General features: G+C 67.1%; 13 protein-coding genes. 4 read left to right on the plus strand and 9 right to left on the minus strand.

Annotated elements, in window-relative coordinates; translation table 11 throughout:
* Positions 1-185 precede the first annotated feature (185 nt).
* Positions 186-881 (plus strand): 2OG-Fe(II) oxygenase, encoded by a 696-nt coding sequence (locus ACVCL3_RS03795; protein WP_395118139.1) that lies wholly within the window; start codon positions 186-188, stop codon positions 879-881.
* Between the two features lie 37 nt (positions 882-918).
* Here ACVCL3_RS03795 and dapB read toward each other — a convergent pair whose 3' ends face one another.
* The 5 genes from dapB to hrcA all read right to left on the minus strand — a co-directional run bounded on the left by dapB (position 919) and on the right by hrcA (position 6721).
* Positions 919-1710, minus strand: a complete 792-nt coding sequence (dapB, locus tag ACVCL3_RS03800) for a 4-hydroxy-tetrahydrodipicolinate reductase (protein ID WP_447100483.1) — start codon at positions 1708-1710, stop codon at positions 919-921.
* A gap of 82 nt (positions 1711-1792) precedes the next feature.
* Positions 1793-2920 carry a molecular chaperone DnaJ gene (gene dnaJ, locus ACVCL3_RS03805; RefSeq protein WP_395118134.1) on the minus strand — a complete coding sequence of 376 codons (1128 nt, stop codon included), beginning with the start codon at positions 2918-2920 and terminating at the stop codon, positions 1793-1795.
* Positions 2921-3029: 109 nt separating this feature from the next.
* Entirely contained in the window at positions 3030-4946 is a 1917-nt protein-coding gene (dnaK, locus tag ACVCL3_RS03810; RefSeq protein ID WP_447099055.1) for a molecular chaperone DnaK, read from the minus strand.
* Positions 4947-5044: 98 nt separating this feature from the next.
* The gene (gene grpE, locus ACVCL3_RS03815) at positions 5045-5578 is read right to left on the minus strand and encodes a nucleotide exchange factor GrpE (protein WP_395118130.1); all 534 of its coding nucleotides are present in this window, start codon (positions 5576-5578) and stop codon (positions 5045-5047) included.
* Between the two features lie 81 nt (positions 5579-5659).
* Positions 5660-6721, minus strand: coding sequence for a heat-inducible transcriptional repressor HrcA (gene hrcA / locus ACVCL3_RS03820; protein ID WP_395118128.1), 1062 nt, complete (start codon positions 6719-6721; stop codon positions 5660-5662).
* A 122-nt stretch (positions 6722-6843) separates the two neighbouring features.
* Between hrcA and recN the strand changes: the two genes are divergently transcribed.
* Complete coding sequence (gene recN / locus ACVCL3_RS03825; RefSeq protein ID WP_447099056.1) at positions 6844-8517, plus strand: DNA repair protein RecN; 1674 nt, start codon at positions 6844-6846, stop codon at positions 8515-8517.
* Positions 8518-8529: 12 nt separating this feature from the next.
* On the opposite strand, the gene ACVCL3_RS03830 is transcribed toward recN, so the two are convergent.
* Positions 8530-9165 (minus strand): response regulator transcription factor, encoded by a 636-nt coding sequence (locus tag ACVCL3_RS03830; protein WP_395118124.1) that lies wholly within the window; start codon positions 9163-9165, stop codon positions 8530-8532.
* Between the two features lie 96 nt (positions 9166-9261).
* Here ACVCL3_RS03830 and ACVCL3_RS03835 point away from each other — a divergent pair, with 96 nt between their 5' ends.
* Positions 9262-10860 (plus strand): MASE1 domain-containing sensor histidine kinase, encoded by a 1599-nt coding sequence (locus ACVCL3_RS03835; protein WP_447100484.1) that lies wholly within the window; start codon positions 9262-9264, stop codon positions 10858-10860.
* A 269-nt stretch (positions 10861-11129) separates the two neighbouring features.
* Here the strand turns inward: ACVCL3_RS03835 and fur are convergent, their stop codons facing one another.
* Positions 11130-11552, minus strand: a complete 423-nt coding sequence (gene fur / locus ACVCL3_RS03840; RefSeq protein ID WP_395118122.1) for a ferric iron uptake transcriptional regulator — start codon at positions 11550-11552, stop codon at positions 11130-11132.
* Between the two features lie 76 nt (positions 11553-11628).
* Here fur and ACVCL3_RS03845 point away from each other — a divergent pair, with 76 nt between their 5' ends.
* Positions 11629-12087 (plus strand): outer membrane protein assembly factor BamE, encoded by a 459-nt coding sequence (locus tag ACVCL3_RS03845; protein ID WP_395118120.1) that lies wholly within the window; start codon positions 11629-11631, stop codon positions 12085-12087.
* A gap of 24 nt (positions 12088-12111) precedes the next feature.
* On the opposite strand, the gene ACVCL3_RS03850 is transcribed toward ACVCL3_RS03845, so the two are convergent.
* Entirely contained in the window at positions 12112-12393 is a 282-nt protein-coding gene (locus ACVCL3_RS03850; protein WP_395118118.1) for an RnfH family protein, read from the minus strand.
* Complete coding sequence (locus ACVCL3_RS03855; protein WP_395118116.1) at positions 12386-12817, minus strand: type II toxin-antitoxin system RatA family toxin; 432 nt, start codon at positions 12815-12817, stop codon at positions 12386-12388. The genes ACVCL3_RS03850 and ACVCL3_RS03855 overlap by 8 nt, the downstream gene beginning before the upstream one ends.
* Positions 12818-12839 lie beyond the last annotated feature (22 nt).

The following is a 12839-nucleotide window of genomic DNA, read 5'->3' on the forward strand; positions in this document are numbered from 1 at the left end:
TCCGCAAGCCGCAGTATTGCTGGCTTGTGGAGTTTGGAGGGGAAGCTTTCCGGGCGGGTCGCAATGATAGGCTGCAGGCACGTTCCTGTCCACCTTGCGGCAGCATGAATCGGCCGATGCCCGGTGCGTCGCGTATGGAGCGCGAACGGTACACTAGGCCTCATTTCAATGGAGCTGGACGTCCCATGGGTGCCGTCGTACTGCTGGACCCCGCGCGTCTCGATCGCCCGGATACCACGATCCGGCACCAGCCTTTCCCGTTCATGGTCGCCCACGGACAACTGCCCGACGAGATGCGTGCGGATCTCGATCGCGATTTCCCGCGCTATGCCAGCGCCGGATTCTTCCCCTACGAACCGGCCGATTGCGGCGCCAGCGTCAATGCGCTGATCGAGGGCCTGACCTCCCCGGAGTTCGCCCGCGCCATCGGCAAGCGCCTGGGCATCGAGGAGCTGGACCGCTATCCCACCCTGGTCACCCTGTGTCGCATGCTCAACAAGCGCCACGGCACGATCCACACCGACAGCCGGTCGAAGATCGCCACCGCCCTGCTCTACCTCAACGGCCAATGGCCTGACACCAGCGCCGGCTGCCTGCGATTCCTGCACAGCATGGACGACATCGACGCGATGGTGATGCCCGAGCTGATTCCACTGTACGGCGAGTTTGCGGTGTTCAAGCGCTGCGACAACTCCTTCCACGGCCATTTGCCGTACGAGGGCGAACGCCGCGTCATCCAGGTCGCCTGGCTCACCAGCGAGGAAGAGAAGCTGCGCAAGACCCGCCGCGGCAAGTTCTCGCGGGCGTTCAAGAAGGTTTTCGGCGGCCTCGACCGGAAGTTCGGCGCCAGCCGGGGCCGCAACGCCGCACATCGCGATTGAGCCGGGATCAGGCTCCGGCAGCGCCGGAGGAAATGCTTCAGGGCCGCGTGGCGATGACGTCCTCCAGCCGCCACTGACCGGCTGGCCGGCCTGCGAGCCAGTGCGCCGCATGCAGCGCGCCACGCGCGAAGATCGAGCGATCGGTGGCGCGGTGGACCAGCTCCAGCCGCTCGCCCTGACCGATCAGCATGACCTGGTGCTCGCCCACGATGTCGCCACCGCGGATCACGGCGAAACCGATGCTGCCGTCGACGCGCTCGCCGCCACGCTCGAATGCCGCCGCAGCCTCCAGCGTGGTGTGGCGTGCGGCCGCCGCCACCTCGCCAAGCGCCAGGGCGGTGCCGGATGGTGCATCGCGCTTGCGACCGTGGTGCGCTTCGACGATCTCCAGATCCCAGGCCGGCAGGGCCGACGCCGCCTCGCGCAACAGCCGCGCCAGCATCGCCACGCCGAGGCTGAAGTTGGCGGCGCGCAGGACCGCGATCTGCCGCGCGGCATCGGCCAACCGCGACGTCAGCGCGCCGTCGATGCCGGTGGTGCCGCTGACCAGTGCGATGCCGCGCTCCAGACAATGGTCGAGCGCAGCTCCCAGCGCCGCAGGCGTGCTGAAATCGACAATGACGTCGATCGGCGGCGCCTGCGTCCAGTCATGCGCGTAACGAAGGGTTCCGTTTGCCACACCGGGCACGGGCTGGCCGGCGTGGATCGACCCCGGCGCCACCACGGCATGCACCAGTTCGGCGTCGCCGTCGGCACCCAGCAAGTCGAGCAAGGCGCGGCCCATGCGGCCGGAGGCACCGTTCACGGCGAGTCGAAAGGGGCGTGTCATCGGCGCAGCATTCCTCGGGGTCAGGCGTCCATGCTAACCGCGCAGCCCGGCCGCGGGGTGGCGGCCGCAGGCCCGCTTCGCCTCAGGCGGTCACGCGGGACCAGAATTTCTTCACGCCGTCGACCCAGCCCTTGGCGCGCGGCGTGTGCTTGTCGGCGTCGCTGCCGCTGAACGTGGCCTCCAGCGACTCCAGCAGCTCGCGTTGCTGGCGCGTCAGGCGCACCGGCGTTTCCACCACCACCCGACAAATCAGGTCGCCGTGGCGGCTGCTGCGCACCGACTTGACGCCGCGGCCGCGCAGGCGGAACTGCGCGCCGGTCTGCGTCTCCGGCGGAATGCTTATCGGGACTTCGCCCTCCAGCGTCGGCACCGGCAACTGGGCGCCCAGCGCAGCCTGCGAAAAGCGGATCGGCAGTTCGCAATACAGGTCGCTGCCGTCGCGCTGGAAGATCGCATGCTCGCGCACGCGCACTTCCACGTAGAGGTCGCCGGCAGGCGTGCCGGACGGGCCGGCCTCGCCCTGCCCGCTCAGGCGAATGCGGTCACCGTTGTCGACGCCCTCGGGGATCTGCACGGACAGCGTGCGGGTCTCCTCGATGCGTCCCTCGCCGTGGCACTTGCGGCAGGGATTCTCGATTGCCTGGCCGGTGCCGCCACAATGCGGGCAAGCCTGCTGGATCGAGAAGATGCCGTTCTGCATGCGCACCTGGCCGTGGCCATGGCAGGTCGCGCACTTGGCTACCTTGCCGTCGGCCGAACCGCTGCCGTTGCAGTGATGGCAATTGACCTGGGTGGGGATCTCGATCTGCTTGCTGACGCCGAACACGGCTTCCTCGAGGTCGAGATCCATGATGTAGCGCAGGTCCGAGCCGCGGCGCGGCCGGCCGCGGCCACCGCCATTCCTGCCGAAGATGTCGCCGAAGATGTCGCCGAAGATGTCGCCCACGTCGCCGAACCCGGCGCCGCCGCGGCCGCCCATGCCGCCTTCGAACGCCGCGTGGCCGTGCTGGTCGTACAAGGCACGCTTGCGCTCGTCGGACAGCACTTCGTAGGCCTCCTTGGCCTCCTTGAACTTGTCCTGCGCGGTCGGGTCGTCGGGGCAACGATCCGGGTGGTACTTCATGGCCAGCCGACGGAAGGATTTCTTCAGTTCGACTTCGGTGACGGTGCGTTCCACACCCAGCACTTCGTAGTAATCACGCTTGCTCATTCATGCATCCACATGCTCGTCCGCCCCATGGCACCATCCGCAAAACCGCCCGCGCCAGGAACGTTCCTGGCGCGGGCTGGCCATCGGGCCGTGCCGATGACGATGCCGCTTACTTCTTGTCGTCTTTCACTTCGGTGAACTCGGCATCGACCACGTCGTCCGGCTGCGCCGAGCCGCCCGGCGCGGACTGCGCGCCGGCATCGGCCGGGCCGCCCTGCGCCGCGGCGTAGAGCGCCTGCGCCACCTGCTCCAGCTTCTCGACCTTGGCCTCGATCGCCGCCTTGTCGTCACCATCCTTGGCCTTTTCCAGATCCGACAACGCGCCTTCGATCGTGGACAGCTGGTCGGCCGGCACCTTGCCACCATGCTCCTTCAGCGCGCTGCGGGTGGCATGCACCAGCTGGTCGGCCTTGTTGCGGGTGGCGACCAGCTCGTGGAACTTCTTGTCCTCTTCCTTGTTCGCCTCGGCATCGGCGACCATGCGCTGGATTTCCTCGTCGGACAGGCCCGAGCCGGCCTTGATCTCGATCTTCTGTTCCTTGCCGGTCTTCTTGTCCTTGGCCGACACATGCAGGATGCCGTTGGCGTCGATGTCGAAGGTGACCTCGATCTGCGGCATGCCGCGCGGCGCCGGCTCGATGCCCTGCAGGTCGAACTTGCCCAGCGACTTGTTCGCGCTGGCGCGCTCGCGCTCGCCCTGCAGCACGTGCACGGTCACCGCGGTCTGGTTGTCGTCGGCGGTGGAGAAGGTCTGCGCCGCCTTGGTCGGCACGGTGGTGTTCTTCTCGATCAGCTTGGTCATCACGCCGCCCATGGTCTCGATGCCCAGCGACAGCGGGGTCACGTCGAGCAGCAGCACGTCCTTGACCGAACCACCCAGCACGCCGCCCTGGATCGCCGCGCCCACGGCGACGGCCTCGTCCGGGTTGACGTCCTTGCGCGGCTCCTTGCCGAAGAAGTCCTTCACTGCCTCCTGCACCTTGGGCATGCGGGTCTGGCCGCCGACCAGGATCACGTCGTTGATGTCGGACACGCGCAGGCCGGCGTCATTCAGCGCGGTGCGGCACGGCTCGATGGTGCGCTTGACCAGATCCTCCACCAGCGCCTCGAGCTTGGCCCGGGTCAGCTTGATGTTGAGGTGCTTCGGGCCGGACGCGTCGGCCGTCACGTACGGCAGGTTCACGTCGGTCTGGTGGTTGGAGGACAGCTCGATCTTGGCGCGCTCGGCCGCATCCTTCAGGCGCTGCAGCGCCAGCGGGTCCTTGCGCAGGTCGATGCCCTGCTCCTTCTGGAACTCCTCGACCAGGTAGTCGATGACGCGCATGTCGAAGTCTTCGCCACCGAGGAAGGTGTCGCCGTTGGTGGCCAGCACCTCGAACTGCTTCTCGCCGTCGACTTCGGCGATCTCGATGATCGACACGTCGAAGGTGCCGCCGCCGAGGTCATAGACCACGATCTTGCGGTCGCCGCCCTTCTTGTCCAAGCCATAGGCCAGCGCGGCCGCGGTCGGCTCGTTGATGATGCGCTTCACTTCCAGGCCGGCGATCCGGCCGGCGTCCTTGGTCGCCTGGCGCTGGCTGTCGTTGAAGTAGGCAGGCACCGTGATCACCGCCTCGGTGATCGTCTCGCCGAGGTAGTCCTCGGCAGTCTTCTTCATCTTCATCAGCACCTTGGCGGAGATTTCCTGCGGCGCCATCTTCTTGCCGTCGGAGGTCTGCACCCAGGCGTCGCCGTTGTCGTGCGCCACGATGCCGAACGGCACGATGTTCAGGTCCTTCTGCACCTCGGCGTCGTTGAACTTGCGACCGATCAGGCGCTTCACCGCGTAGAAGGTGTTCTTCGGGTTGGTCACGCTCTGGCGCTTGGCCGAGGCACCGACCAGCACCTCGCCGTCCTTGGTGAAGGCGACGATGGAGGGCGTGGTGCGATCGCCTTCCGAGTTCTCGATGACCTTGGTCGTGCTGCCGTCCATCACGGACACGCAGGAGTTCGTGGTGCCCAGGTCGATGCCGATGATCTTGCCCATGTTCATGCTCCGAATCTATTGGCGGCCCGGCGGCCGCGATGGTTTCCAGATGGGGTTCTGCCGCAGCGATTCAATGCCGACGGCGGCGTGCGATGCGCTCAGTCCTTCGCCACGGCGACCAGCGCCGGGCGCAGCAGGCGATCGTTCAGCACGTAGCCTTTCTGCAGCACGCTGACCACGGTGCCCGGCGCCTGGCCGGGGGCCGCGACCATGCTCACCGCGTGGTGGCGCTCGGGATCGAGCGGCTGGCCGATCGGATCGACCTGCGCCATGCCGTGGTTCCCGGCGACCTTGAGCAGCGCTTTCAGGGTGAGGCCGAGGCCCTCGCGTATCGAGGCGACGTCGCCGCCCTCGGCTGCCAGGCCGCTCTCCAGTCCGTCGTATACCGGCAGCAATTCGTTCAGCAGTTTCTCGTTGGCAAACCGCCGGGCCTGCTCCAGGTCCCGATGCAGGCGCCGACGCTGGTTCTCGATCTCCGCCTTCTCGCGCAAGACCGTTTCCTGCAGCTCGGCGTTGATCGCCTCCAGTTCGGCCACGCGGGCCTGCAGCTTGGCGAACTGGTCGCCGTCGACGGCTGGTGCCGACCCGGGGTCCATGGCCTCGTCATGCGCCTGGGTGTCGTTGTCGTGCATGCGTCACTCCCAACAAAAAGTTCGCGGCCGGCACCGTGGCCCGCCATCCAAATCAACCAGAAATCCCGCCTCTGCTGCCGGTTATAGGGTCACCGCGACCCGATTCAAGGCGTCGCTCAGCAATCCGGCCGTGGCCTGCACGACCGGAATCACCCGCTCGTAGGCCATGCGCGTGGGTCCGATCACGCCGACCGCGCCGAGCATTCGCCCCTGCGCGCCATAGCTGGCCGTGACCACGCTGCAACCATCCAGTGCCGCGAAGCCCGACTCCTCGCCGATGAACAGCCGTACCCCCGGCGCCTTCGCGCAGACTTCCATCAGCTGGAGCAGCTCGTTCTTCTGCTGGAACGCGTCGAACAGGTCGCGCAGCCGCTGCAGGTCGGCCAGCTCGGCGCAGGCCATCAGGTTGGTCTGCCCGCTGACCAGCATGTCGGCATCGCTGGCCTGCGGCGCGAACGAGGCCGTGGCCAGCTCCACCGTACTGGCCAGCAGCCGGTTGAGCTCGCTGCCGGTTTCGCGTACCTCGGCCAGCAAGTGGGCGCGGATATCGTCCACGCGCAGCCCGGCGAAGTGGGTGTTGAGATAATTGGCCGCCCGCTCCAGCTCACCGGCGGGCAACGGCTTGAGCAGTTGCACGATGCGGTTCTGCACCTGGTTGTCGGTAAACACCAGGATCACCAGCACCCGCGCATCGGGCAGGGCCACGAAATCGATGTGGCGCAGCGGGAAGTCGGCCTGGCGCGGCACCGTCACCACGCCGGCAAAGCGGGTCATCGCCGAGAGCAAAGTCGACACGTTGCCGAGCAGGTCGCGCGTGGTGGCCGGCCCCGGTGGCAGTTCGCTCTGCAAGCGCGCCAGTTCGGCGCGCGGCAAGGGCTGCAACTCGATCAGGCTGTCCACGAACAGGCGCAGGCCGCGCGGCGTGGGTACGCGGCCTGACGAGGTGTGCGGCGAAGCGACCAGGCCGGCGTCTTCCAGGTCGGCCATGATGTTGCGGATCGTCGCCGGACTGACGTCCAGCCCCGAGGAGCGCGCCAGCGTGCGCGACCCCACCGGCTCGCCGTCGACCAGATACTGGGAGATCAGCGCGCGCAGCAGGCGCCGCGTGCGGGCATCGAGGTCATGGCCGTGTGGAAGGATCATGTCCGTAGCAGTTCCTGAGACCCGACAGAAATAAGGTCTGCACGCGCGGCTTGCAAGCGAATGCGGTGTTTTGCCCACCCGGGCTCCCGCTACAATTCTCCCATTCCAATGCCGAACTGCCCATGCTCACTTCGCTCTATGTCCGCCATTTTGCCGTCGTCGAGGCCGCCGAGGTGTCTTTCGGCCCCGGCCTGACCGTGGTCAGCGGCGAGACCGGCGCCGGCAAGTCGCTGCTGGTCGACGCGTTGATGCTGCTGACCGGCGCACGCGCCGACAGCGGCATGATCCGCGCGGACAGCGACCGCGCCGAGTTGGCCGCGGAGTTCGATTTGACCGGACTGCCCGACGCGCAGGCATGGTTGCGCCGGGAGGAACTCGACGAAGACGGCAACTGCCAGTTGCGGCGAGTGTTGCGTGCCGAAGGCAGCTCCCGCGCCTGGATCAACGGCCGCCCCGCCAACACGCGCCAGCTCGGAGAGCTGGCCGCCTTGCTGGTCGAGATCCACGGCCAGCATGAACACCAGGCGCTGCTCTCGCGGGCCCATCAGCTGGCCTTGCTCGACGCTTATGCGGGCCACGATGACTTGATCGCCCAGGTGCGCCGCCAGGCGGAGCAGTGGCGCGAGTTGAACCAGCGCATGCACAAGCTCAGTGGCGGCGAGGATCACGAACTTCGGCTGGAGCTGCTGCGCCATGAATTGGCGGAACTGGAGCAATGGGCGCTGCCACCCACCGAACTGGCCGAACTGGAGGCCAACCACAAGCGCCTGGCCAACGCCGACCGCCTGGCGGAAGGCAGCGCCGGCGTGGTGGAACTGCTCGATGGCGAGGGCGAGTTCGCCCTGCGCCGGGCACTGGGTCGAGCGCATGCCGAGCTGGGCAAGCTCGCGGCCCTGGACGACCGGCTGACACCCTGGCTGGAGCTGCTCGACAACGCCGGTATCCAGTTGGGCGAAGCCGCCGACGGACTGGGCCGCTATGCGCAAGACGTGGATCTCGATCCGGCCGGCTACGCCGCGCTCGACCAGCAGCTGAGCCATCTGCACGCGCTCTCGCGCCGCCACCGGCTGCCGCCGGAAGCCCTGCACGAGAGGCTGCTGGCGCTGCGCGCCGAGCACGCCGAACTCGAAGGCGCCGGCGACGCACTGGAACAGTTGAGCGGTCAGCTTCAGCGCCTGCAACAGGAATACTCCCGCGCGGCGGACCTGCTGGGTCAATCGCGCATGGCTGCCGCGACGAAGCTCGGCGAGGAAGTCAGTGCGCTGATGGGCGAACTCGGCATGGCCGGTGGCGTACTGCGCGTCGAGCTGGTGCCGACGCCCGGCGACGAACCCGACGCCCAGGGCCGGGAGCGCTGCGAGCTGCTGGTCAGCGCCAATCCTGGCCAGCCACCGCGGCCGCTGCGCAAGGTCGCCTCCGGCGGCGAACTTGCGCGCATCAGTCTGGCCATCGAAGTGGCTACGTTGGGCAAGGATTCGATCGGCAGCATGGTCTTCGATGAGGTCGACAGCGGCATCGGCGGCGCGGTCGCCGAGGTGGTCGGCCAGAAACTGCGTGCGCTGGGAAGCCGTCGCCAGGTGCTCTGCGTGACCCACCTGCCGCAGGTCGCCGCGCAAGGTCACGCCCACTTGCGGGTGAGCAAGCAGAGCGACGGCGACACCACCCGCACGCGGATCGAACAACTGGACGCCGCAGGCCGGCGCGACGAGCTGGCTCGCATGCTCGGCGGCGTGGAAATCACCCGCGAGACCCGGGCTCACGCCAGGCAGATGCTGGAGCGCGCGCAGGCGACCTGAAGGCGGCTGTCCTCAGACCGTCGTCGACAGCAGGCCGCGCTCGGTCGCCATGCGATAGAGGTCCAGTTCCGATCCGGCGCCGAGCTTGCCCATCAGGCTGGCACGGTGGATGTACACGGTTTTCTGGCCAATGCCGAGGTCGGCAGCGACCTGCTTGGGCGTGCGCCCCCCGGCCAGCAACAGGAACACTTCGCGCTCGCGGGCGGTCAGCCGGTTGACCGGATCGAGCGCGTCGTTGGGGCGCTCGGTGCGGCGCTGGCGCAGGTCCGAGCTGAGGAAGCACTCGCCCTGCATCACGGCGCGCAGGCCCGCCACCAGTTCCTCCGGCGCGACGCCCTTGGTGACGAACCCGCTGGCCCCGCGGCGCAACGCCTCGGAAACGTAAGCGTCGCCATCATGCATGCTCAACACGACCACGCGAGTGGCCGCATGCACGCTGAGCAGATGCTCGATCAACGGCAAACCGCTGCCGTCGGGCAAGGAAAGATCCAGCGCCACCAGGTCCGGGCGCCAGTGGCCGACCGCCTCCACCGCGTCGTCGCCGTTGCGGCATTCGGCAACCACTTCCAGGTCCGATTCCAGCTCGATCAGGCGCTTGAAGCCCTCTCGAACGATGGCGTGGTCGTCAACCAGAACGATGCTGTACATCTTCCTACTCTGACACAGGAAGGCGCGCCCGGGACAGCACGCCAGGCCAAGTACCCCGGCACGCCACCCCGCGCACGGCGCATGTACCATCGCCGGATGCGATTCAAGCCATCTCTCCTGCCCGATTCCGGGCCGCTCATCGGCGCAGGTTATCTGGTGCTGTGGCTGCTGCTCGGCGCCACGGCACAACCCTACTGGATGCTGCCCTACGGCCTGCGTTTCACCGCACTTCTGCTGGTACCGTTGCGCCACTGGGGCTGGTTGCTCGCCGCGGAACTGCTCGCCTGCGCCGGCGCCGCCTGGTGGCATGGATCACCGCTGCACATCAGCGGCGTGCTGGCAGACGTGCTGCCGGCATTCCTGGTGATGATGGCCTGCATGTGGCTGCTGCGCCGGCTGCACCTGCATCCCAGCCTGCACAGCCCGCAGGACGTGACCCGGCTGCTGCTTTCGGTGGTGCTGGTGGTCACGGTCACGACCGCCGCGGACGCCGCGCTGCTCGCATTCACCAACTGGTCGGAAACGCCAGAGTTGATGGTCCGCGTCATCGCCGAGGAATTGCTCAGCCACTATCTGGCCATCCTGCTGGTGGCGCCGGTGTTGATCATGCTGCTGCACACGCGGCTGGAGCGTGCCTCGGTGATGCGCCTGCTGACGGACGTGCTGCTGGTGCTGGCACCATCCATGGCCATCCTGCTGGTGCTGTCCGAGCGCGCCGCGCCGCAGCCGCAGTTCGCGCGGGTGCTGTCGCTGGCGCCGGTGCTGTTTTTCGCCTTCCGCCATGGCTGGCGCGGCGCCAGCCTCGCCATGCTGATCACCAGTCTGGGCATGACCCTGGTGGACGTGCACCTGGGCCACACGCCCTCGACCGCCGCCGCCTACCTGTTCCTGGCCGTGGCAGGCACCGGCGCGCTGATGCTCGGTTCGGCCACCGACGCCCTGCGGCGCAGCAGCGAACGGGTGGCGGAGCAGAACGTCTACCTCGGGGCCGTCAATCGCCGCCTGGATCATCTGGCCCAACAACTGCGTGACGCCGCACGCGGCAACCTGCAGGCCGACGAGAACCAGCGGCGGCATCTTGCGGCCGAACTGCATGACGAACTGGGCCAGAACATCACCGCGATCCAGACCCACGTGAAACTGGCCCAGGCGCGTTTGCACGAGGTCGGGATGGACGACGTGAGCATCTCGATCAACACCATCCTGGCCCACATGCGCCGCGCCCTGCATCGCCTGCTGGACGACCTGCGCCCGGCGATCCTGGACGAGTTCGGCCTGCTGCGCGCGCTGGATGAAGGCCCGATCCGCGACCTGCTGACCAGTGCCGGCATGCGCTACCACGTGGAACTCCACGGCGACCCGCGATTGCTCGACGATGACACCCGCACGGCGATCTACCGGCTGGCTCAGGAAAGCGCCACCAACACCGTCAAGCACGCCTGCGCCAGTGAATTCCGCCTGCGGCTGCGCATCGGCGAACGCAACGGCATCGCCGTCGCCCTGCTCGATCTGCGTGATGACGGTACCGGCCTGCCCCATCGCCTCCCGCGCGGCGGGCGGGGCCTGCAGGGCATGCGCGACCGGGTGACCTCGCTGGGCGGACAGTTCCGCCTGCGCACCGACCACCCTGGCGTGCACCTGCGTATTTTGCTGCGAGGCAACAAAAGCGGCACCGAACGCAGTCGCTTGGACTAGGAATTTTTCCGATATGCGCAACGTGAAGACATCGTTAGGATGTCGTCATCGATGTGGGGGAACCGCCGTCGTGAGATGGCGGATCAGGGTCACCGTGGGGACGGTGATTCTGAGAAAACGGCAGGATGCCGTTTCGCCGCTGCCGGATGGATACGCGCGCGCACCGCGCGCCATCCGACCGGCAAGGCATCAACCGTAGGCGGACAGGAGTCCACCTGCGGTTTTTTTCGTGGCATGACGAATACGAACGAGGCGTCGGGCGCCCGGCTTCAATCCTTGCGGGCGCGCTGTTTCGGGCGCACGTAGAGCACCAGGCTGTGATCCTCGATCACGTAGCCGTGCTTGGCGGCGATCTCGTGCTGCAGGCGCTCGATCTCCTCGCTGATGAACTCGATCACCTTGCCGCTGTCCACGTCAATCATGTGGTCGTGGTGTTTGCCGCGATCGAGTTCGTAGACTGCCTGGCCGCCTTCGAAATTGTGCTTGACGATGATCCCCGCCGCCTCGAACTGGGTCAGCACCCGATACACGGTCGCCAACCCGATGTCCTCCTTCTGGGCCAGCAGGTGCTTGTACACGTCCTCGGCCGTCAAGTGGCGTTCGCTCTCGTCGTCGAACACCTGCAGGATGCGCATGCGCGGATGGGTCACCTTGAGACCGACCCGACGCAGCTCTCTGGTTTCCTGTTCCATAGCCTCTCTCCACGCACGGCGAGCCCGAGCCGGTAGTGTATCATCCGACACCTTCACGACCCTGGACGCAACACGCATGCAAAAGCTGATCATCCTGCCGGTTGTTGCGCTGCTGGCACTTGCCGTCGCCGGTTGCCACATCGCGTACACGCCGGACGTGCAGCAAGGCAATCTGCTGGACGAAAAGATGGTGGATCAGCTCAAACCGGGGATGACGAAGCACCAGGTCCTTCTGCTGCTCGGCACGCCATCGGTGCGCACGCCGTTCGACAACAGCCGCTGGGACTACGTGTCCACCCAGTCCCGCCGCGGCGGCAAGCCCAAGGTGCGCACGTTCAAGCTGACCTTCAACAACGACACCCTGGTGCACACCGAAGGCGACTTCTTCGCCCGCGACCCGCAGCAGCTGATCAGGGAAAGCCGCAAGTACAACTCGGGTTATCCGGCGAACGAAACCCAGGGCGACAAGAGCCAGTCACCGGATGACAAGAAGAACGACGGCGGCCTGGGCCAGGGGACCGACGGCGGCCATTGAGGCTGGCGCGCGGGCGGCAGGGTTTCAGCGCGAACGCCGGCGCCGCGCCTCCATCGGGTCGAGTGTCAGCGGTCGGCAGATCTCGATGCGGTCACCGTCGCGCACGCGCTGCCCGGCAACGACCTTGTGTCCGAAGATGCCCAGCCGGGCCGGATCGATGGCACCTGCCGGCAGCGACGACGCGATGCCGCTGGCGGTGACCGCCTCGGCCACCGTGCAACCGTCGGCGACCTGCACGCGACGACGCACCACCACCGAATCGCCATCGGCAAACACCACCTCGATGCCGATCGACGGCTCAACCATGGAGGCGCTCCGCTTCGCGGCAGAAGTCATCCACCATGCGCCCGGCCAGCCCCTGGAAGCCGAGCCGCAAGGCGGCACCGCCGAGCCTGCCCGCGTAATCGAAATCAAGCGCAAAGGCGACCTTGCTGCCGGCATCACCCAGCGCGGTGAAGTCCCACACGCCATGCAGGCTGCGAAATGGTCCTTCGACCAAGTTCATCTCCAGGCGCCGCGGCGGGTCGAGCACGTTGCGCGTGGTGAAGCTCTGGCTGAACCCGGCAAACTTGAGATCCAGCCTGGCCACCACCACGTTGTCGCCGCGCTCCAGCACTTCGGCGTCCGCACACCAGGCGAAGCGCTTTGGGTATGCTTCCACCTCATTGACCAGTTCGAACATCTGCGCCGGCGAGTACTTCACCAACGCGCTGCGACGTATTTCGATCACGACAACCTCTCGGGCTTGTGCA

The sequence above is a fragment of the Rhodanobacter sp. UC4437_H4 genome (assembly GCF_052978425.1).